The 23677-nt window shown below is 69.5% G+C and carries 19 protein-coding genes, 1 tRNA gene and 1 pseudogene; 2 read left to right on the top strand and 19 right to left on the bottom strand.

Going from position 1 to position 23677, the window contains the following annotated elements:
- Positions 1-26: 26 nt before the first annotated feature.
- The 11 genes from FBQ73_RS22265 to FBQ73_RS22215 all read right to left on the bottom strand — a co-directional run bounded on the left by FBQ73_RS22265 (position 27) and on the right by FBQ73_RS22215 (position 13918).
- The gene (locus tag FBQ73_RS22265; protein WP_138401679.1) at positions 27-2384 is read right to left on the bottom strand and encodes an Orn/Lys/Arg family decarboxylase; all 2358 of its coding nucleotides are present in this window, start codon (positions 2382-2384) and stop codon (positions 27-29) included.
- A gap of 131 nt (positions 2385-2515) precedes the next feature.
- A complete protein-coding gene (locus tag FBQ73_RS22260) occupies positions 2516-3220 on the bottom strand; it encodes an ABC transporter ATP-binding protein (protein ID WP_138401678.1) in 705 nt (234 codons plus the stop codon).
- Positions 3213-4025 (bottom strand): ABC transporter ATP-binding protein, encoded by an 813-nt coding sequence (locus tag FBQ73_RS22255; RefSeq protein WP_138401677.1) that lies wholly within the window; start codon positions 4023-4025, stop codon positions 3213-3215. Before FBQ73_RS22255 ends, FBQ73_RS22260 begins: the two co-directional genes overlap by 8 nt.
- A gap of 8 nt (positions 4026-4033) precedes the next feature.
- A complete protein-coding gene (locus FBQ73_RS22250; RefSeq protein WP_138401676.1) occupies positions 4034-5074 on the bottom strand; it encodes a branched-chain amino acid ABC transporter permease in 1041 nt (346 codons plus the stop codon).
- A complete protein-coding gene (locus FBQ73_RS22245) occupies positions 5071-5943 on the bottom strand; it encodes a branched-chain amino acid ABC transporter permease (protein ID WP_138401675.1) in 873 nt (290 codons plus the stop codon). Before FBQ73_RS22245 ends, FBQ73_RS22250 begins: the two co-directional genes overlap by 4 nt.
- 196 nt (positions 5944-6139) lie before the next feature.
- The gene (locus tag FBQ73_RS22240) at positions 6140-7300 is read right to left on the bottom strand and encodes an ABC transporter substrate-binding protein (protein ID WP_392567250.1); all 1161 of its coding nucleotides are present in this window, start codon (positions 7298-7300) and stop codon (positions 6140-6142) included.
- A gap of 31 nt (positions 7301-7331) precedes the next feature.
- Positions 7332-8549: a xanthine dehydrogenase family Fe-S subunit gene (locus FBQ73_RS22235; RefSeq protein WP_138401674.1), complete on the bottom strand. Its 1218-nt coding sequence runs from the start codon at positions 8547-8549 to the stop codon at positions 7332-7334.
- Positions 8546-9409 carry an FAD binding domain-containing protein gene (locus tag FBQ73_RS22230; RefSeq protein WP_138401673.1) on the bottom strand — a complete coding sequence of 288 codons (864 nt, stop codon included), beginning with the start codon at positions 9407-9409 and terminating at the stop codon, positions 8546-8548. The genes FBQ73_RS22235 and FBQ73_RS22230 overlap by 4 nt, the downstream gene beginning before the upstream one ends.
- Entirely contained in the window at positions 9406-11793 is a 2388-nt protein-coding gene (locus FBQ73_RS22225; protein WP_138401672.1) for a xanthine dehydrogenase family protein molybdopterin-binding subunit, read from the bottom strand. Before FBQ73_RS22225 ends, FBQ73_RS22230 begins: the two co-directional genes overlap by 4 nt.
- Entirely contained in the window at positions 11790-12644 is an 855-nt protein-coding gene (locus tag FBQ73_RS22220) for an alpha/beta hydrolase (protein ID WP_138401671.1), read from the bottom strand. The genes FBQ73_RS22225 and FBQ73_RS22220 overlap by 4 nt, the downstream gene beginning before the upstream one ends.
- On the bottom strand, positions 12641-13918 hold the full coding sequence (locus FBQ73_RS22215) for an amidohydrolase/deacetylase family metallohydrolase (protein WP_138401670.1): 1278 nt from the start codon (positions 13916-13918) through the stop codon (positions 12641-12643). The genes FBQ73_RS22220 and FBQ73_RS22215 overlap by 4 nt, the downstream gene beginning before the upstream one ends.
- A gap of 186 nt (positions 13919-14104) precedes the next feature.
- Here FBQ73_RS22215 and FBQ73_RS22210 point away from each other — a divergent pair, with 186 nt between their 5' ends.
- Positions 14105-14575, top strand: coding sequence for a MarR family winged helix-turn-helix transcriptional regulator (locus FBQ73_RS22210; protein ID WP_246089915.1), 471 nt, complete (start codon positions 14105-14107; stop codon positions 14573-14575).
- A 72-nt stretch (positions 14576-14647) separates the two neighbouring features.
- On the opposite strand, the gene FBQ73_RS22205 is transcribed toward FBQ73_RS22210, so the two are convergent.
- Positions 14648-15400 (bottom strand): sulfite exporter TauE/SafE family protein, encoded by a 753-nt coding sequence (locus FBQ73_RS22205; protein ID WP_138401668.1) that lies wholly within the window; start codon positions 15398-15400, stop codon positions 14648-14650.
- A 677-nt stretch (positions 15401-16077) separates the two neighbouring features.
- On the opposite strand from FBQ73_RS22205, the gene FBQ73_RS22200 reads away from it, so the two are divergent.
- Entirely contained in the window at positions 16078-16779 is a 702-nt protein-coding gene (locus FBQ73_RS22200) for a M15 family metallopeptidase (RefSeq protein ID WP_246089913.1), read from the top strand.
- A gap of 55 nt (positions 16780-16834) precedes the next feature.
- On the opposite strand, the gene FBQ73_RS22195 is transcribed toward FBQ73_RS22200, so the two are convergent.
- From FBQ73_RS22195 to fdhE, 7 genes and pseudogenes are all read right to left on the bottom strand, one after another.
- The gene (locus tag FBQ73_RS22195) at positions 16835-17218 is read right to left on the bottom strand and encodes a hypothetical protein (protein WP_246089911.1); all 384 of its coding nucleotides are present in this window, start codon (positions 17216-17218) and stop codon (positions 16835-16837) included.
- Positions 17219-17252: 34 nt separating this feature from the next.
- The gene (locus FBQ73_RS22190) at positions 17253-17768 is read right to left on the bottom strand and encodes a hypothetical protein (RefSeq protein ID WP_138401667.1); all 516 of its coding nucleotides are present in this window, start codon (positions 17766-17768) and stop codon (positions 17253-17255) included.
- Positions 17769-17797: 29 nt separating this feature from the next.
- Positions 17798-17893 (bottom strand) — tRNA-Sec (locus FBQ73_RS22185).
- Positions 17894-17986: 93 nt separating this feature from the next.
- Positions 17987-19897, bottom strand: a pseudogene (selB, locus tag FBQ73_RS22180) (selenocysteine-specific translation elongation factor); the annotation flags it as partial.
- Between the two features lies 1 nt (position 19898).
- On the bottom strand, positions 19899-20627 hold the full coding sequence (locus tag FBQ73_RS22175; RefSeq protein WP_138401751.1) for a tetratricopeptide repeat protein: 729 nt from the start codon (positions 20625-20627) through the stop codon (positions 19899-19901).
- Between the two features lie 640 nt (positions 20628-21267).
- Positions 21268-22710 carry an L-seryl-tRNA(Sec) selenium transferase gene (selA, locus tag FBQ73_RS22170; RefSeq protein ID WP_138401666.1) on the bottom strand — a complete coding sequence of 481 codons (1443 nt, stop codon included), beginning with the start codon at positions 22708-22710 and terminating at the stop codon, positions 21268-21270.
- 10 nt (positions 22711-22720) lie between these two features.
- A complete protein-coding gene (fdhE, locus tag FBQ73_RS22165) occupies positions 22721-23662 on the bottom strand; it encodes a formate dehydrogenase accessory protein FdhE (RefSeq protein WP_138401665.1) in 942 nt (313 codons plus the stop codon).
- Positions 23663-23677: the final 15 nt, after the last annotated feature.

Genomic DNA, 23677 nt, shown 5'->3' with positions numbered 1-23677 from the left:
CCCGACACTCCCAAGCTGACCAAAGCCTATTCCGCAACCACATAAGTATGGAGCCGCACGCGGCCGGATGCATCCGTCTCGCGATAGACGCCCTGGATCTCCACGTCGAAGCCGGGGAAGGTGTTGAAGCTGGCTTCAAACATCTTGAGATAGTCGATCATGGGCTTGGCCCGCTCGGTCAGCCGCTCGCCCGGCACGATGGTGGCGATGCCCGGCGGGTAGACAACGAAGGGCGTGGTCGCGATACGACCGGCGATGGCGTCGATGGGCAGGTAGTCCACGTCGTTGCGCACCAGGCAGCGCGCCGCGTCGTGGGGCGACAGCGCGATGTCCGGCAGGTGCGCGGCGCAGAATTGCATGGCCTGGAGCGCGCTGACATTGGCGGCGCGGAAGAAGCGGTGCATCTCCCCGCACAGGTCGCGCAGCCGCACGCCTCCATAGCGGCCGGGGCGGCGGCGGAAGAATTCCGGGATCGCCTCCTCCAGCAGCACGTTTTCGTCATGCAGCTTCTTGAAGGCGACGAGGCCGGAGATGAGGGTGCCCGCCTTCGACGCCTCGACGCCGGGGGTGAGCAGGAACAGCAGGGAATTCAGGTCGTTCTTCTCGGCGACGATGCGGTTCTCGCGCAGATATTGCGCCACCACAGGTGCGGGAATGCCGTGCTCGGCATAGGCGCCGGTGGCGCGGTCGAAGCCGGGGGTCAAAAGGGTCAGCTTGTTGGGGTCGGTCATGGCGAAGCCCGCCGCCATGCCGTCGAAGCCGTGCCAGGACGCGCCGGGGGTCAGGTGCCAGAAGGCCGGATTGGTGGCGAGGAGGTCGGTGGCGACGCTCTCCCACGGCACCTCGTGCACCGCGCCGGGGCTCGACACGTCGGGGATGGCGACCCGGTCGGGCACGAACGGCTCGAAAAACCAGCGGCGCTCGGGGCGAAGCTCCTTCTCCTCGAACTCGCGGCGCACGGCCCGGATTTTTTTGCGCAGCTCGATGCCGAGGCGGATTGTGTCGTCCCACAACACTTCGCCCGAACGGCCCTTCATCATCTGCGCGCCCACGTCGAGGGAGGCGAACAAAGGATAGAAGGGCGAGGTGGAGGCGTGCTGCATGAAGCTCTCGTTGAAGCGCCGGTGCTCTACACGGCGCTTCTGACCGGTGATGTGCCGGTCCTTCATGTGGATCTGGGACGCCTGGCTGAAGCTCGCCAGCTGCTTGTGGGTGGACTGTGTGGCGATGATGCCCGGCGCGTCGGGGCCGAGGTCGGCCAAGCCCATGGCGAAGCGCCCGGCATAGAGCGGGTGGAACTTCATGAAGCCCGCCCATGCCTCGTCGAACAGGATGTAGTCGGTGAGGTGGCCGATGGCCTTGAGGATCATCTCGGCATTGTGGATGGTGCCGTCATAGGTGCACTGCTCCACCACCGCCACGCGGAATGGACGCGGCTTCTGCCACGCGTCGGGGTCCTTCACCAGCGGGTGGGTGCGGATGCGCTCGCGCAAGGCGGTCTCGTCCAGAGCGGCGAAGTCCATGGGGCCGATGAGGCCATGGGCGTTGCGCACGGTGGGCACATAGACCGGGATGCCGCCGGAGATCATCAGCGCGCCGTGGTGGGCGGCCTTGTGGTTGTTGCGGTCGAACAGCACCAGGTCGCCATCGGTGACGAGGGCCGAAAGCGCCACCTTGTTGGAGGTGGAGGTGCCGTTGAGGACGAAATAGGTCTTCTCGGCGCCGAAGATCTTCGCCGCCTCCTTCTGCGCCGCCAGCGCCGGGCCCTCATGGGTCAGGAGGTCGCCGAGATCGAGAACGGAATTGTCGAGGTCGTCGCGGAACACCGCCTCGCCCAGATGCTCCATGAACACCCGGCCGATGGGGCTGCGGGAATAGAACACGCCGCCATTGTGACCCGGGCAGGTCCACAGCTGGTTGCCTTCCTCGGCATAGTCCACCAGCGCGCCGAAGAAGGGCGTCTTCAGCGTCTCGGCATATTGCTTCAGCCGGCTGATGAGGTTCTTGGCGATGAAGGCGGGGGTCTCCTCGGAGAGGAAGACGTAGCCGTCGATGAAGTCCAGCACCTCCACCGGCACATCCTCGAAGCGCTTGCGGCGGATCAGCAGGATGATGGGGAAGTCGAGGCCGCGCCGGCGCATCAGGTTGATGAGCGAGGCGGTCTTGCCCTCCAGCCCCTTCTTGCCCCAGTCCACCAGCATGCAGCCGATGGCGGCATCGGTCTGCACCGCGATCTCGGCGTCTTCGAGGTTGCGGGCCTTCACCACCTCGAAGCCGGAGCGCTCGATCTCCGCGACGATCTGGTTGTAGCGGGCGCCCTCCAGATCCTCTGCGTCGAAGACCGGGGTCGCGAACAGGAAGTTGAATCGCTTGAAATAGTCCATGTGGGGCACCCGATCTGATCCGGCGGGAGATGTCGACTCCTTCCGTGACAAGCCGGCGACAGAAGTGTGACGATCCTCCGTCCGCCGCCACCCCTGCCCCCGCGGGAGGCGGCTTATCCCCCGACGCCGGATCAGCTGCCCAGATAGGCTGCCCGCACGTGCGGATCGTCGATCAGCTCGGCGCCGGTGCCGGACTTCACGATGCGGCCGGCCTCCAGCAGATAGGCGTAGTCGCACAGTTCGAGCGCCGCGAAGGCGTTCTGCTCCACCAGCAGCACGGTGGTGCCGGCGTCGCGGATGGAGCCGATGATGGCGAACATCTGCTCCACGATATTGGGTGCGAGCCCCAGCGAGGGCTCGTCGAACAGCACCAGGCGGGGACGGGACATGAGCGCCCGGCCGATGGCCAGCATCTGCTGCTCGCCGCCGGAGAGGGTGCCCGCCATCTGCGCGCGCCGTTCAGCGAGGCGGGGGAAGGTGGCGTAGATGCGCGCGTAGTCGTCCCTGAGGGCGGCATCGCTCGGGCGCAGGTATGCGCCCATGGCGAGGTTGTCGGCAACGCTCATATGCGGGAACACCCGCCGGCCCTCCGGGCAATGGGCGACGCCGAGCCGCAGCATGAGCTGTGGACCGGCGCGGGTCACGTCGTCCCCTTCGAGCCGGATGGCGCCGCCGCGCGCCGGCACCAGGCCCGAGATGGAGCGCAGAGTGGTGGATTTTCCCGCCCCGTTGGCGCCCACCAACGCGACGAGCTGGCCCTGGCCGACGGTGAGCGAGATGCCTTTCAGCGCCGCCACCTGCCCATAGCCGCAGACGAGATCGGAAATCTCAAGCATGGACCGGCTCCTTGTGCTCCAGCTTGGCGGCGCTCTTGCCGAGATAGGCCTCGATCACCTTGGGATCGGCGCGGATCGCCGCCGGCGGGCCTTCCGCGATGAGGCGGCCGTAATTGAGACAGACGATGCGGTCGGACACTTCCATCACCATGGGCATGTCGTGCTCCACCAGAAGTATGGTGACGCCCTCGTCCCGCACCTTGCGGATGAGGCGCACGAAGCCTTGGGTTTCCGACGCGTTCATGCCCGACACCGGCTCGTCCAGCAGCAGCATCTTCGGCTCCACTGCCAGCGCCAAAGCGAAGCCCACGAGGCGCTGCTCGCCGTAGGAGAGGGAGCCCGCCTTCTCGTCGGCGCGGGCGGCCAGGCCCACGAGGTCGAGGATGGCGTCGGCCCGCTCGCGCACTGCGGCTTCCGCGCGCCGGCCGCGGGGGGTGGGAAACAGGCGGTCGAGGAGCGCCACGTCGCCGTGGCGGTGGAGGCCGATCAGCACGTTGTCGCGCACCGTGTCGTCGGCGAACACGCTGGTGCGCTGGAAGGTGCGGGCCAGACCCAGCCGGGCGATCTCGTTGGGCCGGGTCTGGGAGAGGTCCTGGCCGCGAAACAGCACCCGGCCCTGGGTGGGCTTGAGGAAGCCGGTCATGATGTTGAAGGCGGTGGTCTTGCCGGCGCCGTTGGGACCGATGAGGCTCACGATCTCGCCGTCATGCACGTCGAAATGCAGGTCGGCGATGGCGGTGAGGCCGCCGAACCGCATGCCCACATGCTCCACATTGAGGATGGCGGTGCCCGCAGGATGATTCATGGGCGTGCTCATGGGTTGGCCCCCGCTTCGGCGGGCTTTGCCGCGCTCTTGGTCTCGGTCGCCGGCCTGCGGCGCAGGGCGAGGCTCTCCAGCGCCGGCACGATCCCGCGCGGCATCAGGAACAGGATGGCGATGAGGATGGCGCCGTAGACGATCCACTGCGCTTCCGGCGCCATCACGGGCCTGAGCGCCACCGGCAGCAGGCCGAAGAGGATGCCGCCCACCAGCGGGCCGGCCAGCGTGCCCTTGCCGCCCGACACGACCATGATGACCATGGTGACGGTGTAGGAGAACAGGAACACGTCCGGATCGATGATGCGGATGTAATGGGCATAGAGGCTGCCCGCCGCCCCCGCCATGGCAGCGGAGATAGTGGCCGCCACCGTGAGCGTGCGGGTGGCGTTGATGCCGAGGGAGAGGGCGAGGGATTCGTTCTCCTTCAGCCCGCGCATGGCCCGGCCGAAGCGCGAGGCCACCAGCCGGGCGATGATGAGATAGCTCACCGCCGCCACCGCCAGCACCAGGTAATAGTTCTGCATCTTGGAGCGCAGCGCCACGTCGCCGAGGCCGGGCACCGGCAGCACCATGTTGGGGATGGCGGTGAGGGCGAGGGGCCCTTGCGTCAGCTCCACCCAGTTCAGCGCCACCAGCCGCACCACCTCGGCGAACGAGATGGTGACGATGACGAAATAGGCGCCCCGCACCCGGAACGACAGCCGGCCGATGAGATAGCCGCACAGCCCCGTAAGGCCCACGGCCAGCACGAAGCCCAGCAGCGGCGATCCGCCCTCATGGGTGATGCGCAGGCCGAACGGCAGGCTTACGTCGAAGCCCAGCGCGGTGAGCGCGCTGACATAGGCGCCGATGCCGAAGAAGGCCACGTGCCCGAGGCTGAGCTGCCCGGTGAAGCCGAGCAGCAAATTCAGGCTCATGGCGCAGATGGTGAGGATGCCGGTGATGATCAGGGCATTGAGTAGATAGGGGTCCTTCAGCCCGAGCGGGACCAGGGCGAAGACCACGAGGAAGAGGGGGGCGATGAAGCGCGTCATCCGATCCGCTCCGCGCGGGCGAACAGGCCGGTGGGCTTCACCAGCAGCACCGCGATGATGATGAGGAAGCCCATGGCGTCGCGATAGCCCGACGAGATGTAGCCGGCGCCCAGTTCCTCCGCGAAGGCGAGGATGAAGCCGCCGATGGTCGCCCCGGAGATGGAGCCGAGCCCGCCGAGGATGACGATCGCGAAGGCCTTCACCGCCGCCAGCTCGCCCATCTGCGGGGTCACCACATAGACCGGCCCCAAGAGCGCCCCCGCCGCCGCGGCCAGCGCCGAGCCGATGGCGAAGGTGGCGGTGTAGATGAGGGAGACGTTCACCCCCATGAGGGCGGCGGTGTCGTGGTCCTGGAAGGTGGCGCGCATGGCGCGGCCGAGCCTCGTGCCGTTGATGGTGAAATAGGTAATGGCGATGAGGGCGATGGCCGCGGCCAGTACGAACAGGTTCACGTAGGACAGCGACACCGGCCCGATGACCAGCGGCTGCGCCGGGAACGGGGTCGGCACCGCCTTGGCGACGCCGCCGAAGATCCAAAGCGTGCCCGACTGCATGATGATGCCGGCGCCGATCATCACCAGCATGGTGGTGTCGATATCGGAGCGGCGCAGCGGCCGCAGCAGCGTGAATTCGATGAAGGCCCCGAGCAGCAGGCCCGCCACCAGGGCCACCGGCAGTGCCACGAAGAAGTTGAGGCCCAGCGCGACGGCGGCCAGGTACATGGCATAGCCGCCGAAGGTGTAGAGCGCGCCGTGGGTGAAATTCACCACGTTCATGATGCCGAAGATCAAGGTGAGGCCGATGCCCAGCAGCGCATAGGTGCCACCCAGCACCAGCGCATTCAGGATGTGTTGCAGCAATTGGTCCATCTGGCCTGTCCGTCTGGCATTCGGGGCGGTGCGGGGCGGCCTTGCGGGGCCGCGCGGGAGGGGCTTGCGCGCCACGGGAGCGAGAAGCTGGGAGCGGGGTGAGGGATAGCTTGCGCAATCAGGCAGTTGAGTGCGTGCAGTCCCTCACCCCGGCGCCCCCGCGCAAATGCGGGGAAACACCGGTAAAGGGCGGGCATCAGCCGCCGAGCTGAACCTGCTTCACCTTCCCGTCGGTGATCTCGATCAGGTAGACGTTGGGCTTCGACTGGCCGCTTTCCTTGCCCGTCGGGCCGCTCTTGGCGAACTTGATGGGGCCGTTGAGGCCGACGATGTCCACCTTCCAGAAGCCCTTCTGGATGGAGGCGGGATCGGTGCCGCCGCCGGCCGCGATGGCGGCCGCCACGGAGCGGATGCCGTCATAGCCGCGGAAGCTCTCGGTGGCGCCGGCAAACTCGAAGCCGCGCTTCTTCCACTCGCCGAGGAAATAGGCGGTGGCCTCGGGGTTCGGGGTCTTCTCCGGCCACCAGGGCAGGAAGGTTGTGAGGTGCATGGTGTTGTCGGCCGCCGCCCCGGCCTGGGCGATGATCTGGTCAGGGTTCTGCGAGCCGCCGGTGGTGATGACGCGCTTCTTCAGGCCGAGGGCGGCCATCTGCTTGAACAGCAGGGTCAGCTGGTCCACGGCGCTGGTCACCATGATGGTGTCGGCGTCGGAGGCCTTCAGCTTGGAGAGCTGGGCGCTCATGTCCTGGGCGGACTGGTCCATGGTCTCGGTGAGGCCGACCTCGACGCCGTTGGCCTTCAGCATCTTGGAGAAGTCGGCGGCGGCGCCGCGGCCCCAGTCGTTGTTGATGACGAGGAAGTCCACCTTCTTCAGCCCGAGCTTCTTGGCGATGGGCTCGAACGCGTCGGCCTCCACCGAGGACGGCGGCGAGATGCGGAAGATGAAGGGATTGCCGGAGGTGGTGATCTTGCCGGAGGAGGAGGTCTCCACCAGCATGGGCACCTGGTATTCCTCCAGCTTCGGCATGGTGGCCAGCGTCAGGCTGGAGCCCCAGGAGCCCATCAGCACCGGCACCTTGTCGGAGGTGATGAGCTTTTCCGCCACCGATGCGGCCTCGGTGGGGTTGCTCTTGTTGTCCTCGATGACCAGCTCGATCTTCTTGCCGAGCACGCCGCCCTTGGCGTTGATCTCGTCGGCGGCGATCTTGGCGCCGTTCACCACATAGGTGCCGGAGGCAGCGAACGCGCCGGTGAGGGGCTCGTTGACGCCGATCTTGATGGTGTCGGCGGCCATCGCCGTGCCGGCGAGGAGGCTGAAGGCGAGGGCCGCGAGTGTCGTCCTGCGCGAAATCATCATGATGGTCTCCAGTCTCAAGGGGCAGTCAGGGTCAGGAAGCGGGGCGGATGCGGCGCCACAGGGCGCCGAGCCGTTGGAAAATCAGGGCTGTAAAAAGCTTGAGCGGGTTGAGGCCGGGGCCTGCCGCCGCCGGGGTCGGCGCGCCGGACAGGCGGGCCGCAAGATTTGTGGCGAAGTCGGCGATGAGCCGTCCTGCCACCTCGCGCACCAGGCCCGGCCGGCCGAACTGGGCGAGCGGCCCCTTCAGCGTGTAGCCTACGGTGAGCGCCACGCGGGCCGAGCCCGGCGCCGTGCCCGGCAGGACGCAATAGCGGATCTCGCCTTCCGTGCGCGAGCGGCCGTCCGCCCCGGCGCCGTGGATGATGCCGCTGGCGGTGGCTTCATTGCGGCGGATGCGGGCGGTGCCGCGGAAGGTGGTGCCGATGGGGCCGAGCTTCACCCGCATGCCGCCTTCCACCAGATCGGCGGACGGCATGGCATCGATGACCGCGCCCGGCAGGCAGGCCGCCACCTCCTCGATCTTGCCGAAGAAGGCGAACACGTCGGCGGGCGGGAACGGCACCTCGAAGCCCTGCTCGAAGCTGTGGGCGGGGATGAAGGTTTCGCCGAGGGCGAGCGGGGCCGCAGCCGGCGCCGCGAGGGCGGCGACGTTCGCCAGCGGAACGGCGAGCACGGTCGCCCCGCCGGCCCGCGCGCCCACCGGCCCGAGCCGCCGCTCGGCCGTGGCCGGGCCGATGCCCTGCGCCCGCCGCGCGGCAATGACCGAGGCCACCGCCTTGACGATGCCCGCATAACCCGTGCAGCGGCAGAGGTTGCCGGCAAGGCCGAGGCGGATGCGCGCCTCGTCCGCCTCCGGCAGCCGCAGCACCAGGTCGCGGGCCGAGACCAGCATGCCCGGCGTGCAGAAGCCGCACTGCAAGGCGTGCTCGCGATTGAAGGCGGCGCGCAGCTCGGCGGTCACCGCATCATCGTCGAGCCCCTCGATGGTGACCACATCCGCGCCCTGGCAGGCGGCGGCGAACGAGAGACAGGCGCGGGCCGGCTCGCCGTCCACGAGGATGGTGCAGGCGCCGCACACCCCGTGCTCGCAGCCGAGGTGCGTGCCGGTGAGGTTCAGCGTGTCGCGCACCAGATCGGCAAGGTTGGTGCGGGCTTCCGCCGCCGTTGCGACGGGCCGGCCGTTGAGGGTGAGGGTGATCATGGGCGAGGCGCCAAGGGCTGCGCCTTCCGGCCGGGGCAGGGCGTTCATGCGGCGCTCCGCGTCTCGGTGAAGAGGGTGGCGGCCTGCACGGCGGCGCGGCGCAGCACCTCCACATGGACGTGGCGGTCGACCGCATCGTCCATTCCGGCGGCGGTGAGGGCGGCGTCGGCGGCCGTTGCGTCGAAGCGGGCGGCAAAGCCGGCATCGATGTGGCCGCCGAACAGCCGTGCGGCATCGGGGAAGAGAAGGGGCGGGGCGTCGATGGCGCCCATCAGCGCGCGACAGCTCCCCGCCTCCGGGTCCACCAGCACGGCGCCGATGGCGTGGGCGAACTCGCCCACCTTCCGGCAGTGCTTCACATAGCCGAAGCGGGCGGAGGCGGGCACCTTGGGCACCTGTACCGCGACGAGGATCTCCCCCGCCGCGAGCGCTGTCGAAAGGGCGCCGGTGAGAAAGGCCCCGATGGCGAGGCGGCGGGTTCCGTCCGGGCCAGCGATTTCCACCTCAGCGCCGAGGGCGGACAGGGCATTCACCCAATCGGCGGCGGGGTCGGCATGGGCGAGGCTGCCCCCCAGGGTGCCGCGATTGCGCACCGCGCGATAGGCGATGCCACCCGCCACCCGGCGCAGGATGTGCGCGCCCACATCCGGCACGCGCCCGTCTTCCACGTCGGCATGGGTGATGAGGGCGCCATAGACCACGTGGCCCGGCTCCTCGCGCACTGTGCGCAGGGCGTCGATGCCGGTGAGGTCCACGATCAGCTCGGGCGTGGCGAGGCGCAGGTTCAGCATGGGGCCGAGGGACTGCGAGCCGGCCATGGCCTTCGCTCCGTCGCCGCCGGTGGCGAGGAGAGCCGTGGCGCCGGCGATGTCGCGCGGACGCTCCATGCGGAAGGGCGCGGGCTTCATGCGGCGCTCCTGCGGTTGGCGCGAGCCTTGAGCACGCTCTCGACGATGCGGCGCGGCGTGACGGGCGCGCGCAGCATCTCCGCCCCGACCGGGCGCAGCGCATCATTGATGGCATTGGCGATGGCCGCCGGCGGCGCGATGGCCCCGCCTTCGCCGATGCCCTTCACGCCGAACGCCGTGTAGGGCGAGGGCGTCGCCATATGGTCGATGAAGGGCAGTGGCACTTCCGGCGCGCCGGGCAGAAGATAGTCCGCCAGCGTTGAGGCCAAGGGCTGGCCGGAGGTGTCGAACGGCATTTCCTCGTAAAGCGCGGTGCCGATGCCCTGGGCGAGGCCGCCGAGGATCTGGCCGTCCACCACCATGGGGTTCACCAGCGTGCCGCCATCTTCAACGATGACGTAGTCGAGGATTTCCACCTCGCCCAGCTCGGGATCCACCGCCACCACCACCGCATGGGCGGCATAGCTGAAGGTGCCGCTGTCACGTTGCGGCTTGTAGCCGGCTGTCACCTCCAGCCCGTGGGGATCCACGTCCGCCGGCAGGTCCTGCGGGCGGCGATACCAGGTGTGGGCGACCTGGCTGATGGTGACATCACCCGCGGGGCCGACCACGCGGCCGTTTTCGAGCCGCACCTCGTCCAGCCGCGCCTGCAGCATGTGGGCGCCGATGCGCCGGACGCGCTCGGCAAGCTCCGTGCAGGCGGTGGCCACCGCCCCGCCCGCCATCACCATCACCCGCGAGCCCCAGCTTCCGGTGGAATAGGGGGTCATGGCGGTGTCGCCATGCACCAGCCGGGTGCGGGCGACGGGAATGCCGAGGATTTCGCAGGCCACCTGGGCCAGCGTCGTCTCCAGCCCCTGGCCGTGGGAATGGGCGCCGATGCGCAGCTCCAGCCCGCCGTCGGGGGTGAGGCGCGCGCCGGCCTGCTCGTGTCCCGGCACCATGGGAATGCCCCAGCCCGAATAGACCGAAGTGCCGTGCGCCGCCTGCTCGCAATAGATGGAGAGGCCGAGGCCGATGCGCCGCCCGTCCCTCTCGCCCGCCGTCTGACGCGCGCGCACCGTATCCGCCTTGATGGCGTCGAGGGCGCGATGGAGCGCCTGCGGATAATCGCCGCTGTCGAAATGCTTGTTGGTGATGTTGTCGAACGGCATCTGCTCGGGCCGCACCAGGTTCTTCAGCCGCACCACCTCGGGGGGAAGGCCCAGCTCCGCCGCCAGCGCATCCAGCGCCACTTCCAGCGCGAAGCACACGCCGGTGCGGGCCACGCCGCGATAGGGCAGGATGGGGCACTTGTTGGTGGCCACCGACCAGGTGCGGCAGCGATAGGCCGGAAAGTCGTAGGGGCCGGGCAGGATGCTCGCCACCTGCGCGGCTTCCAGGCACGCGGAAAAGGGATAGGCCGAATAGGCGCCGCTATCGACGCTCGCCTCGCAGTCGATGCCGCGCAACGTGCCGTCGCGCTCGGCATAGAGCGTGATTTCGTAATGGTGCTCGCGGCAATTGGCGTTGGCGGTGAGGTGCTCGCGCCGGTCTTCCAGCCAGCGCACGGGGCGGCGCAGCTTCTGCGCCAGCCAGCCGAGGCAGACCTCCTCCGCCAAGAGGATGGCCTTGTAGCCGAAGCCACCGCCCACATCCGGAGAGATGATGCGGATCTGGCCCTCTTCCATCTGCAGGCATTCGGAGAGGCCCGAGCGCACGATGTGCGGCATCTGGCTGGCGGTGTGGACCACCAACTGGTCGCAGCGGTGGTCGAAATGGATGACGGCGCCGCGCCCCTCGATGGGGGCCATGCACTGGCGTGCGGTGGAAATGGTGCGCGAGACCTTCACCGGCGCGTCGAAGGCGGCCTCGATGTTGATGTTCACGAGGCTTTCCAGAAAGACATTGTCGCCCCAGTGCTCGTGCACGAGGGGTGCGCCGGGCTTGCGCGCCTCCAGCATGTCGTGGAGGGCGGGCAGCTCTTCGAGGTCCAGCTCAACGCGCGCGGCCATATCCTCGGCCTCGGCACGGGTGTCGGCGACGCACATGGCGATCAGCTCGCCCACCTGACGCACCTTGCCGGTGGCCAGCACCGGCTGTTCGGACACCTTGAAGCCCGGCAGCCCGGAGACGGCGCGGATGGGCTTGACACCGTCGAGATCGGCGGCGGTGAAGACGCGGTCCTTCAGGTCGTCCGGCACATGGATGCCGCGGATGCGGGCATGGGCGAGCGGGCTGCGGACGAAGGCCACGTCCTGCATGCCGGTCATGCGGATATCGGCGATGAACTGGCCGCGACCGCGCATCAGCCGGTCGTCTTCTTTCCGCGGAAGACGGGCGCCCACACCCTCCTGTCGCGGAAGCCGGGCGCCCACGCCTTCGTGGGCCTGGGTCTCGCTCATGCGGCGGCTCCTGCCATCAGGTCGAGGGCGGCGCGCACCAGCTGGCCGTCGGGGCGGCGCAATTCATCGAGGATGGAGAAGTGGTTGGCGCCGGCGATGGGCAGCAGCGCGCCCGGCGCGTGGGCCGCCGTCCGCCGGGCGGCGAGCGCACGGGAATCGTGCACCAGGGCCGGCAGTTCCGCCGTGCCGTAGGCGATGGCGAGCGGCTTTTGCGACGGGGCATGGCGCAGCGGCGAACAGGCCGCGATGTCTTCATCCGATAGGTCGAGCGGGCCATTCAGGAAGGTGTCGCGGATCGGCGCCAGCTCATAGACGCCGGACACGGCGAGCCCGGCGGCGACCGCTGGATGGTCCAGCTGCATCACCGCCAGCTGCGCGCCGGCGGACCAGCCGGAGACCACCAGCGGGCCGGTGACGCCATAGGCCGCGCCATCCCGGGCGATAAGGTCCAGCGCTGCGCCGATCTCCGCCACGATCTGGCCGAGGCGGGCCTCGGGCGCCAGCGTGTAGCCGGGCAGGGCCACCGACCAGCCATGGGCCAGCAGGCCCTGCGCATAATGGGCGAAGGCCTCGCGGGTGTTGCGCTGCCAGTAGCCGCCATGGATGAAGACCAGGCCCGGCGCACCCGGCTGGCCGGGATAAAGGTCCAGCTTCTGCCGCGCGCCGTCGCCATAGGGGATATCGAGATGGGCCTGCGCCGTGGCGCGGAATCCAGCCGCCGCAAGGTCGCGCGCCGCCACCCACGCCGCGCTGTCCGGCACTGCGGCGTTGTTGTTGTAGGCGGCATCCCGCTCAGCCTGGGACAGGGTGTCCCACGCCGCCTGCGGGGCCGGAGCGGAGGCCCCGCTCACGCCGCCACCGCCTGGGGCAGGATGGGCGCGTCGGCGTCAAAGCGCTTGCCGGCGCGCAGGCAAAAGGCCGGGGTGAGCAGGCGCTCGGCGATCACCTTGGTGTCTTCGTTGTCGCGCAGCAGGAAGCGGCCGCGATGGTCGTCCAGCACCGAGACATCGGCCGCATAGCCCACCTTCAGCGCGCCGAGGCGATCGGTGAGGCCGATCATCTGCGCCGGGTTGCTGGTGACCATGGGCACCACGTCCTGAAGCGACAGGCCGAGGGCCATCATGGAGCTCATGGCCTGGGTCAGGCTGAAGCGGGCCTGGCCCTTGAAGGGGTGGTTCTCGTCGTCATAGTGCTCGGCCGGAGTGCCGGCGGGCGGGGGCACATGGGTGTTGTAGCCATGCATGTCGGCACCCAGCGTGTGCGGCACCACGCCGGCGGAAATAGCTTTTTTCGCAAGGCGGTAGGAGAAGTGGCTACCGTGGCCCACATCCACCTTCAGGCCGCGGTCGAGGGCGGCGCGGATGACGTGATGGACCTCGCCCTGCTGGTTCACGAAGCCGCCGGGATGGCGGGTGAAGGGATGGGCCAGCACGTCGCCTTCCTTCAGCAGCGGGATGACGCGCTCCAGGATGGTGTCGGCATCCTCGCCGTTGGCGCCGCTCTCGGGCAGGCCCCACAGGGTGCCGAAATGCACGTAGAGCGGGACTTCGGCGCGGCGGGCGATCTCCGCCGCCATCTCCATCACCTTGATGCCCCAGCGGGCGAAGCCGCCGATTTCCGCATGGCCCTTGATGCCGCGCACCAGGTCGCGGTTGGCGACGGCGGAGCGTACGGTGGCGTCGATATCGACACCTTCGGGACTGTACAGGTTCGGGTAGTAATGACCCTCCAGCCCGCCCACCAGATAGGCCGAGAGGAACGCATAGATCCGGGTATCGGCAGGTTCGGCGATGAACTTCCGGAACCCCGGCAGGGTCATGCAGGAGGGGCCGCCCTGGTCGATGACGGTGGTGACGCCAGAGTGCACGCCCACCATGTCCGGGTTCAGGCCGAAGCGGCCGGTGACGTACTGGTAGACGTGGCCGTGGGTGTCGATCATGCCCGGCAGCACCAGCTTGCCGGAGACGTCGATGGTCTCCACCGCGCTCGACGGCAGGATGGTCTGTTCCACCGCCGCGATCAGTCCGTCGCGGATCGCCACGTCATAGGTGCCGTCAATGCCGGAGGCGGGGCAGATGACATGTCCGCCCTTGAGGAGGATATCGTAGCCCGCAGGTTCAGCCATCTGGATCTCCGTCCATATTTGCGCGGTGGCGCGCCGCATTGAAAAAGCGAAGTATGCTTCGTATTTCCGTTATGCACGGCATGTGCCAGAATTTGATCTGGATCAAAACTTGGGCCGGCGCGGGCGCCGGAAGGGATCGCGGGTGTGACGAAATCACAAGCAAAATCAAATGTATCGAAGGCAAGTGTGGAGAATGCGGCCGGCGAGGGGTGGCCTTTGTCCGACCGGCCCGGCTTCCTCGCCCGGCGGGTGCACCAGATCCATGTCAGCCTGTTTTCTGAGCTGTGCGCCCCATTTGGTGTGACGCCGGTACAATACAGCCTGCTGTCGGCTTTGGCGGGGCGGGAGGCTGCGGACCAGACCACCCTCTCGCGCATCGTGGCGCTGGACCGCACCACCACCACCGGCGCCCTCAAACGCCTTGAAACGCGAGGGTTGGTGCGGCGCGGCACCTCGGCCACGGACCGCCGGTCCCAAAGCTGCGCCTTGACCGAGGACGGGCGGCGCCTGCTGGAGGAAATGGAAGCCATGGCCCGGAAGGCCCATGCCGCGACGGTGGAGATGCTGAGCCCTGAAGAGCAGGGCCAGTTCATTGAGATCATGAAAAAAATCGTCGCCACGCACGGCGGGCGGCAGACCCCTTTCGATCTGCTCTAATTATGAGCAGACCAGGGTCCAAGGAACAGGCGCCCAACGAGCGGGCAGTCGGCGGCAGGCCTTAGGCTCCGTTCAGAAGCCCGGCAGGCCGTCATGGACCAGCTTCGCACCCACCGCGGCGAGGATGAGGTAGATGATGCCGAAGAAGCGGTCGGCCGGCACCCGCCGCACCAGCTGCACGCCGGCGAAGGTGGCGATGATCGCCACCGGAAGCAGCACCGCCGAGGTGGCAAGGTTCGCCCCCGTGATCTGGCCGAGGGCGAGGAAGAACGGCACCTTCACCCAGTTGACCACCGAGAAGAAGGCGGCGGTGGTTGCTGCGAACTGCTCGGGCGAGAGGCGGGGCCGGCGCAGCAGGTAGATCATCATGGGCGGGCCGCCGGCATTGGCGATCATGCTGACGAAGCCCGCCACCGCGCTCCACAGCGCCGCCGACCCCCGCCCGGCCTCGCCCGCCGGTCGCTTGAGCCCCTTCGACAGGGCATGGCGGGCGGCCTCGGCGATGGAGAGAAGCCCGATGCCCAGGGCCACCGCCTGGTCGGAGACGGACGCCGCCAGCAGGTAGCCGATGACGATGCCCACCACCGCGGCCGGCAGGGTGCGGCGCAGCTCGGCCACGCTCCAGCGCCGCCAATAGGCATAAAGGCTCACCACGTCCTGCACGATGAGCACCGGCAGAAGGATGGCGGCGGCCTGGATGGGGGACATGGCCAGCGCCAGGATGGGCTGGGCAAGGACCGACAGGCCGGTGAACCCGCCCTTCGACATGCCCACCAGGATCGTCGCCGGCACCGCCGCCGCATAGAACACCGGATCGACGATCACGCACCGCTCTCCCACCGAGGCGGGCAGGGATACCCCCGCCCGGCCGTTTCCGCCAGAGCGTGGCGGCGCAAGGGATGGGGTGTGCCGGGCCGACGTTGGATCAGCCTGAAGCTCTGCTGCTTCGACCGGGCACGGTGCGAACCCTCTCCCGACCGAAGCCGGATGTTTCCGGCTTCGGTCCTTAGGAGCTGAACTCGGCAAAAGCCGAGTTCAGGCGGGGGAGTGTGCTGGCCGACTTGGGATGGCGGGAGGGTTGGTGATTGAGAGCGATGCGAACCCTCCCCCGCATGCGGGAGAGGGCAGGGAGGGGGCAGGCTTTCTCCGCCAGGCCCGCCGCTTGTATTCCGTCCCTGCCGCCTCTGCCCCCACCCCGACCCTCCCCGGCACGCGGGAGAAGGAGCTGGCCGGCGCGGGATGGCGGGAGGGTTTGGGACTGAGAGCGATGCGAACCCTCTCCCGCGTGCGGGGGAGGGCAGGGAGGGGGCAGGCTTTCTCCGCCAGGGCCCGCCGCTTGTATTCCGTCCCTGCCGCCTCTGCCCCCACCCCACCCCTCCCCCGCAAGCGGGAGAGGGAGTGGGCCGGTGCTGTGCATAAGCTCCGACACCACCGCCCTCGCGCCGGTTTTCATCGGCGCGGGACGCTCATATGATCGCGCACCGTCTCCCGCGAACCCCGCCATGCCCTCTTTCCTGATGGACCGACTGGTGAAGCCCGCTGCCCTTGCCCTGAGCATCGCCGGCCTGCCGCTGGCGGCCGATGCCCGCACCGACCGTCCGGCCCTGTTCGTGGATGTGGCCACGCTGGTGCCGGACGCCGTGTTCGACGTGCGCTATTTCGGCTCGGACAATTTCGTCGGCACGCGGGTGGACGGCTATGGCGCCGTGCGCTGCTTCCTCACCCGCCCGGCCGCCGAGGCGTTGGCCGCCGTGGCGGCGGAAGCGAAGGCGAGCGGCCTCGGCCTGCGCCTGTTCGATTGCTACCGTCCCGCCCGCGCGGTGGCGCACTTCGCCCGATGGGCGAGCGATCTCGCCGACACCCGCACCAAGGCCACCTTCTATCCCGACGTGGACAAGAAGGACCTGTTCGCCGAAGGCTATATCGCCGCCCGCTCCGGCCATTCGCGCGGCTCGACGCTGGATCTGACCCTGTTCGACCGCGCCACCGGCGCCGATCTCGACATGGGCACGCCGTTCGACCTGTTCAGCCCGCGCTCGTGGCCCGGCTCGGATGCGGTGACCAGGGCGCAGAAGGCGAACCGCGACAGGCTCTCCGGCCTCATGGCGCGGCACGGCTTCCAGCCATTCGACAAGGAATGGTGGCACTTCACCCTGAAGGCCGAGCCCTTCCCCGACACCTATTTCGATTTCCCCATCGAATAGGCGCGTCGCTTGAGCGTACCCACTCGGCATCGGTCAACGACTGATGCTGATGGTCTTAATTCGGGGAGATTTCCTCCACCTTCAGCCGGCGGCCCTGGGTGTCGAAGAAGTCGCCCTGGTTGATCACCAGCCGGTCGGCGTCGAGGCGCTGCTCCAGCGCCCGCAGGCGTCCGCGCGCTTCCCCATTTTCCAGCGGGCCATCGGCATCGAGCTGGGCGAAGAAGGCCGCGCCGTCCCAGGTCTGCCGGGCACCGGCGAACAGGGCGGCGACCTCGGCCCAGCTCACCTCGTCGCCCACGATGTTGAGGAAAGTGGAGGCAAGCGGCAGCACCTGCGGCTCCTCGATGCGCACCAGTACCACGAGCGCGGTGAAGCTGCCGTTCTCGCCATAGGTGGCGGACAGCCAGCGGTCGAAATCCGTGGTTTTGCGGGTCTTCATCTTACCGGTCTTCATCTTGGGCATGCCCGCACGCTCAATAATCCACCAGGGGCGTGTCGCTCAGATAGTGCTCGAACAGGTACCAGAATGGGCTCTGCCGGGTTTCAAGGTACCAGTCCTCGAAGGCGGCGAGAGCGGCCTGCGGATCGCCGCCGGCATCCGCCTCGCTGAGGGCCAGGGCGACGGCGGCGAAGCGGGCGAGCACCTCGGTGCGCGCGTCGCTGTCGGAGGTCCAGCCGAGCCGGGTGCGCAGCAACGCCTGACCGGCGGCCACCGCCATCTCGGCATCTTCGGTTGCGTCCACGGCGGCGACCAGCGCCGCCATGAGGTCGGCGCGCCGCCACGCATGGGCGCGGGCGGCGGCGAGCTGTTCGATGCGCGCGGCAGCCTCGCGCCGAAAATCGGTCTCGGCCACGCCGGCGTCGTGCTTGGCCGCATCGAGGCGGGCGAGGAAGGCCACGCGCGCGGGTGATGAAACGCCGGGCGCTGGCGCGGCGGGCGCGGCCTCGGGCGCGACGTCTTGGGTGCCCTGTTCAAGCTCCGGCGTCATTTGGCTTTTCCAAGGGCTTTTCGGGGATCTGGCGGAAGAGAGTGGGAGTCGAACCCACCAAGGACCGGCTCGCGGCCCCTCCCGGATTTGAAGTCCGGACGCCCCACCAGGGACGCTTCTCTTCCCCGCGCCGACGGCGCCGGCGAATCGCTGGAAGTCGCATCATTTCCCGAGCCGGCGAACAGGTCCAGCCGGAACGGGTTGATGCGGCGCAGATCGCCCCGGCGCAGGGTGACGCCGTGGCGGTCGAAGAAATCGAGGATCTGGATCGCCACCTTGCGCCCATTGGAGACCTCGTCGCGGAACTGGGCGGCGGTGAACTCGTCCTTGATGCGCGGGCCGGACAGGCGTGTCAGGATCTCCACCATTTCGGCCACCACCGGGCGCAGGAAGAAATGGTCGTGAGCCACCTCGTCCGCCCGCCCGGTGCGGCTGGCGAGCTTCATGAGGCGCCGTACCTCCGGCTCGGCAACGCCGAGGAGGCTGGCGAGGTCGCGCACCCGCGGCGGACGGAAGCGCTCGGTGCCGCCGATGAGCGGGGCGATGCGGCTCCACAGGGCCTCGTCGGCGGCGGACAGGCGCACCTCGAAGCCGGCCAGCCGCACCCAGGCGCCCTCGCGCTTCACCGTGTCGCCGAGGCTCTCCAGGGCGGACAGGAAGGCCGGCGCGGGCAGGCGCGGCACCAGCAGCAGGCGCAGCCGCTCGCGGCCCATGCCCGGCAGGTCGGGATTCTCGGCGTGGAAGGCCTGCAGCGCCGCCAGCAGCTGGCCGGTGAAATCGGCGAAGCGGCTGGCGGTGATGGCAAGTGTCGACGTGCCGGCCGCAAGCTTCACGATGCCGAGGCGGTCGGCCAGCGCCTCAGTCTCCTCGGCGGTGAGGGTGTGGTCGCGGGCGAAGGCGGTAAGGTCCGTGAAATAGGGGTCGATGGCCAGCAAGGCCGCCAGAGCTGTTGCGGGATCGCGCTCGGCGAGGGCGGAGAGCTGCGCCAGCCGCTCGGGGGTGCGCCGCTTGCGTTTGGGCCCACGCAGGTCAAGGAAGCGCCCGCCGCCGATGGTGCGCTGAGCCGAGGTGTCGCGGATGACGAAGCGGTCGCCCACCGCCGCCGCGATGGGCTCTTCCAGCACCAGTTGCACCTTGGCCGACGCGCCGGGGGCGATGGGATCGCCCAGCAGCACCAGCCGCGCCCCCACCTCCCGCGCCGCATGGTGCAGGCGCACCGGCAGCCATTGGGCGATGGAGCGCTTCTCGCCCGCCAGCACGGTGAGTTCGGCGTCGATATGGTCACAGGGGGCGTGCAGCGCCGGATCGAGCACCACGTCGCCGCGGGCGATGGCGCTCTTGCTGATGTCTTCGCCGGCCAGGTTGAGCCCGCAGCGGTCGCCGGCGACGCCTTCCTCCGCCACCCGGTCCTGCGCCCGGATGGAGCGCACGCGGGCGGCAAGGCCGGATGGGCTGACGACGACCCGGTCGCCCACGCGGACGGTTCCCGACAGCACCGTTCCCGTCACCACCGTTCCCGCCCCGGCGAGGGTGAAGCTGCGGTCCACCGCGAGGCGGAAGCGCCCGCCGCCGGCCCGCTGACCGAGCTGCCGCGCCGCCGCCGCGAGGGCGTCGCGCAAGGCGGCGATGCCTTCGCCGGTGGTGGCGGAAACGGGGTGGATGGGCGCGCCGGCAAGGGCGGTTGGGGCGAGAAGGGCCGCGATCTCCGCCTCCACCGCGGCGCGGCGCCCGGCGTCCACGAGGTCGGCCTTGGTGAGGGCGACGATGCCTTGGCGGATGCCGAGGAGGTCGAGAATGGCGAGATGTTCGCGGGTCTGGGGCATCACCCCGTCGTCGGCGGCCACCACCAGCAAAGCGAAATCGATGCCGCTGGCCCCCGACAGCATGGTGTGCACGAATTTTTCGTGCCCCGGCACGTCCACGAAGCCCAGCACCGGAGGGCGGGCTTCATCGCCATGCGCTTGGGCTTCGCCCGCCTCCTCGCCCTCCAGAGGCAGGTAGGCGAAGCCGAGGTCGATGGAGATGCCCCGCGCCTTCTCCTCCTTCAGCCGGTCGGTATCGACACCGGTGAGCGCACGCACCAGCGTGGTCTTGCCATGGTCGATATGTCCGGCCGTGCCGATGATCACGTCAGGGCAGCTCCCCCAGCGGAATGGCGGCGCGACGCTGGGCGGCGGCTTCCTCCTCCGGCGTCAGGCTGGCGCGCACGGCATCGAAGAAACGTTCCGCCAGCGCGCTCTTGCCGGCGCGGGCGCGCAGCAGCCAGGCGAAGGCGGCGATATGGTCGCGCGGCACCCCGACACCCATGTGGCAGGCCGCGCCCAGCATGGCCTGCCCGTCCGCGTCGCCGGCCTCGGCACCCTTGCGCCACCAGCGGGCGGCCTCCACCGCATCGCGCTCCATGCCGAGGGCATTGTGGGCGATCATGCCCAGCCGCGTCATGGACGAGGCGATGCCCTGGTCCGCCGCAGCCATCGCCCAGCGCCGCGCCTCCACCGGATCGGCGGGGATGACCTCGCCTTCCAGCAGCATCCAGCTCAGCATGTCCTGGGCCGGGCCGTCGCCATCCTCGGCGGCGGCGAGATAGAGCGCGGCGGCCCTGGCATAGTCCTGGGCGACGCCTTCGCCCTTGAAGTAGAGGGTGGCGAGGTTGCGCCGGCCCACCGGGTCGCCACCCTCGGCGGACAGCTCCAGCCAGCGGCGGGCGAGGTCCAGGTCCTTGTCCACGCCCAGCCCGTCGATGAAGCAGGCGCCGATATTGTTCTGCGCCCGCGCATTGCCGGTGCGCGCCAGCGGCTCCCAGATGGACAGGGCGGTTTCGTATTCCCCGGCGGTGGCGGCGGCGAGGGCGGCCGCCATCTGCGCCTCCGGCGTGCGGGTGTCCTCGGGGACCTCAGGCTCCGGCTCCGATTCGGGCAGGGCCTCGACCGGCAGGGGCTCGGCGTCCGCGGTCGGGGGGACGGGCGAATCGAACGGCGGCTCGTCGCCGAAGTTCTCCGCCACCAGCAGCCGCTCGAATTCCACCTCGTCGAAGGTGGCTTCGTCGAAGGTGGCTTCGGCCCGTGCGGGCCCTTCGGGTTCCCGCGCCGCCGGCGGGGCGACGACGGGCGTCTCGCGGGCCGGGATGTCGCGGGAATGGGCTTCGCGCGTCGGTGCAAGCCGGGGCGGCGCCTCGCGGGTCGGGAACTCTCGAGAAGAGAACTCGCGGGAGGCCATCTCTCGGGGGGGAGACTGCGGCGGCACCGGCGCGGGCTCCTGGCGCGGGCGCTCGTCGAGCCGGGGGCGGCGGTGGAGCGGGCTCTCCGGCTCGGCGGCAGGGCTTGCGGCGCGGCTACCCGACAGGCCGGAGGCGATGTCGCTCAGAAGGGCGTCGAGGTCCGCCTCCGCCGGCGGGTCGGTCTCCTCGGGCGGGCGCTGGGGGCGTTGCGGGAAGGGGCGCTCGCGCGGCGGATCGCCGGCCTCCGGCGTCTCGCCCGGTCCCCCCTTGCCCTTCAATCGGTCAAGCCAGCTCATGAGCCCCCTCCAAAGCGGTCACGGACGCAAGAAACGCCGCTTCGTCTTCAAGGCATCTCAAATCGAGCACAAGAGCGTTATCGTCAATCCGTCCGATCACCGGAACCGGCAGTCGGCGCAACCGATCGGCGAGCCGGTTCAGCGCGCCGCCGCTGCCATCGCGGCTGGCAATGGCAAGACCCACCCCCTCCAGCGTCTCCAGCGGCAGGGCACCGGAACCGATCTGGCTGCGACATGACGTTTCGTCAACCGTGAAGGCAGGGCCGAGAAGGGTGGCGAGGACGGGCGCGAGTCGCGCGGCCTGGGCGGCCATGTCCTCTGGATGGCGAGTGAGGTATCGCAGGGTGGGCAGACGCTCGGCCAGGCGATCGGGGTCGCGGTAGAGGCGTAGCGTCGCCTCGATGGCCGCGAGTCGCACCTTGTCCAGCCGCAGCGCCCGCTTCATGGGATTCTTGTTGATCCGCGCGATGAGGTCGCGCCGGCCCACGATGAAGCCCGCCTGCGGGCCGCCCAGCAGCTTGTCGCCGGAGAAGGTGACGATGTCCGCCCCCTCAGCCACCGCCTCGCGCACCGTGGGTTCGTGGACGAGGCCGTAGCGGGTGAGGTCCGCCAGCGTGCCGGAGCCCAGATCATTCACGAGCGGCACCCCGCCGGCCTGTGCGATCTCAGCCAGCTCGCGGGGCGACACCTCCTTAGTGAAGCCCTCGATGCGGTAATTGGAGGTGTGCACCTTCAGGATCACCCCGGTCTCGGGGCGGATGGCGTCGCGATAGTCGCGGGCGTGGGTGCGGTTGGTGGTGCCCACCTCGTCCAGCTCCGCGCCGGCCCGGCGCATAATCTCCGGCATGCGGAAGGCGCCGCCGATCTCGATCAGCTCGCCGCGCGAGACGATGGCCGGCTTGCCCTGCGACAGGGTGTTCAGCACCAGCAGTACGGCGGCGGCGTTGTTGTTGACGAGGGTGGCGTCTTCCGCCCCAGTCAGCTCGCAGACGAGGCCGCGCACATGGTCGTCGCGCTCGCCGCGCTTGCCGCCGTCGAGGTCGTATTCCAGGGTGACCGCGCTGCGCATGGCCCGCACCGCCGCCTCCACCGCTTCTTCCGCGAAGATGGCGCGGCCGAGATTGGTGTGCAGCACCGTGCCCGTGAGGTTGAACACCGGCCGGAGGCTGGGGGCCGCCGCAGCGTCCAGCCGGGCGAGGGCGCTGGCGGCGATCTCATCAGGTGTCGCCGGGCCGCCGGCGCCGGCGCGCAGGGCGGCGCGGCGCTCGTCGAGGGCGGTGCGCACCGCGGCGGTGGTGGCCTGCCGGCCGTGGCGGTCGGTGGCGGCGCGGGCCAGCTCGGCCTTCAATACGGCATCGACGGAGGGCAGCACGCGCAGGGGTGCGGCGGGGGGTGCGGCGGCGTGGGATGACGCAATGTGTGCGGACATGGCGCCCCCCTCAATAGCCCAGCAGGAAGGGATTGAAGGTGGAGCGCCGGTAGGGCCCCTCCTTCTGCTTGAGGTCGAGGCCGAGGCTGGCCACGTCGTCGGCCACGGGATCGAGATCGGGGTCTTTCGAAAGATAGAGCACCTTGGCGTAGGAATGGCAGGCGTCGCAGGTCTCGGCCTTGATGGCGCCGTTTCCGCCTTCCATCTCCTGATAGGCGATGCCGCCGGTGGAGCCGCAGGCGGTGCAGCGCACCCGCACGAAGTTCCACCACGTGCCGCACAGGGCGCAGGCGCAATAGCGCGCGCCGGCGGCCGACGGCCAATCCACCACCACGCTCGCGACAGGAGGGCCGCCGCAGGCCGGGCAGATGCCGTCGCCCACCGGCACCAGGGCTTTGGCGTCCAGCTGGGCGGCGCGGCGGGCGAAATGCACCTGAAGCGCCGCTGCCATATAAAGATGCTCGGCCAGCGCCTCCACCGGAATGGAATCGGCCAGCACGTTGCGGATCATCTCGCCGCGCTCGGCGTCCGAGGCGGCCAGCACGTGGGCGAGCGCGGCCTCGGCCGGCTCCGGCTTCTCGATGGCGCGGGCCTGGGACAACAGCCGGTCGAAAATGGCTTCGAACGCCGCGTCCGAGGTGAAGTGGCTGCGGTCCAGCGGCGGCATCTCGTGGGCGCGGGCGCGCTCCACCGCTTCCGCATCGGCCGGCTCGGGCGCGGGGGCGCGTTCCGCCGCCACATGCTGGGCGCGGGCGATGTGGGCCAGGAAGGAGAGGTAGGGGCCGAGCGGATGGCCTTGCGCCAGCCGGGCGAAGCGCTCGGCGCGGCGCGCGAACAGGTTGGCCGGGTCCGGCAGATGGGCGAAGGCGGGCGCGGTGACCCCTTCCAGCACCGAGGGGTCGGGAAAGACGGAGCCGGGAGGGCTCGATAACGGACCTGACGAACGCACCATTTGAACCTCACGAAC

The organism is Xanthobacter autotrophicus (assembly GCF_005871085.1).
Taxonomy (GTDB): domain Bacteria; phylum Pseudomonadota; class Alphaproteobacteria; order Rhizobiales; family Xanthobacteraceae; genus Xanthobacter; species Xanthobacter autotrophicus.
This window is presented reverse-complemented; position numbering and strand designations above follow the sequence as displayed.

Excerpts from the sequence above, each read along its gene's own strand:
- FBQ73_RS22265 (WP_138401679.1), bottom strand. The coding sequence starts at position 2,384 with ATGGACTATTTCAAGCGATTCAACTTCCTGTTCGCGACCCCGGTCTTC.
- FBQ73_RS22260 (WP_138401678.1), bottom strand. The coding sequence starts at position 3,220 with ATGCTTGAGATTTCCGATCTCGTCTGCGGCTATGGGCAGGTGGCGGCG.
- FBQ73_RS22255 (WP_138401677.1), bottom strand. The coding sequence starts at position 4,025 with ATGAATCATCCTGCGGGCACCGCCATCCTCAATGTGGAGCATGTGGGC.
- FBQ73_RS22250 (WP_138401676.1), bottom strand. The coding sequence starts at position 5,074 with ATGACGCGCTTCATCGCCCCCCTCTTCCTCGTGGTCTTCGCCCTGGTC.
- FBQ73_RS22245 (WP_138401675.1), bottom strand. The coding sequence starts at position 5,943 with ATGGACCAATTGCTGCAACACATCCTGAATGCGCTGGTGCTGGGTGGC.
- FBQ73_RS22240 (WP_392567250.1), bottom strand. The coding sequence starts at position 7,300 with ATGATGATTTCGCGCAGGACGACACTCGCGGCCCTCGCCTTCAGCCTC.
- FBQ73_RS22235 (WP_138401674.1), bottom strand. The coding sequence starts at position 8,549 with ATGAACGCCCTGCCCCGGCCGGAAGGCGCAGCCCTTGGCGCCTCGCCC.
- FBQ73_RS22230 (WP_138401673.1), bottom strand. The coding sequence starts at position 9,409 with ATGAAGCCCGCGCCCTTCCGCATGGAGCGTCCGCGCGACATCGCCGGC.
- FBQ73_RS22225 (WP_138401672.1), bottom strand. The coding sequence starts at position 11,793 with ATGAGCGAGACCCAGGCCCACGAAGGCGTGGGCGCCCGGCTTCCGCGA.
- FBQ73_RS22215 (WP_138401670.1), bottom strand. The coding sequence starts at position 13,918 with ATGGCTGAACCTGCGGGCTACGATATCCTCCTCAAGGGCGGACATGTC.
- FBQ73_RS22200 (WP_246089913.1), top strand. The coding sequence starts at position 16,078 with ATGCCCTCTTTCCTGATGGACCGACTGGTGAAGCCCGCTGCCCTTGCC.
- FBQ73_RS22195 (WP_246089911.1), bottom strand. The coding sequence starts at position 17,218 with ATGAAGACCCGCAAAACCACGGATTTCGACCGCTGGCTGTCCGCCACC.
- FBQ73_RS22190 (WP_138401667.1), bottom strand. The coding sequence starts at position 17,768 with ATGACGCCGGAGCTTGAACAGGGCACCCAAGACGTCGCGCCCGAGGCC.
- FBQ73_RS22175 (WP_138401751.1), bottom strand. The coding sequence starts at position 20,627 with ATGGCGGCCGCCCTCGCCGCCGCCACCGCCGGGGAATACGAAACCGCC.
- selA (WP_138401666.1), bottom strand. The coding sequence starts at position 22,710 with ATGTCCGCACACATTGCGTCATCCCACGCCGCCGCACCCCCCGCCGCA.
- fdhE (WP_138401665.1), bottom strand. The coding sequence starts at position 23,662 with ATGGTGCGTTCGTCAGGTCCGTTATCGAGCCCTCCCGGCTCCGTCTTT.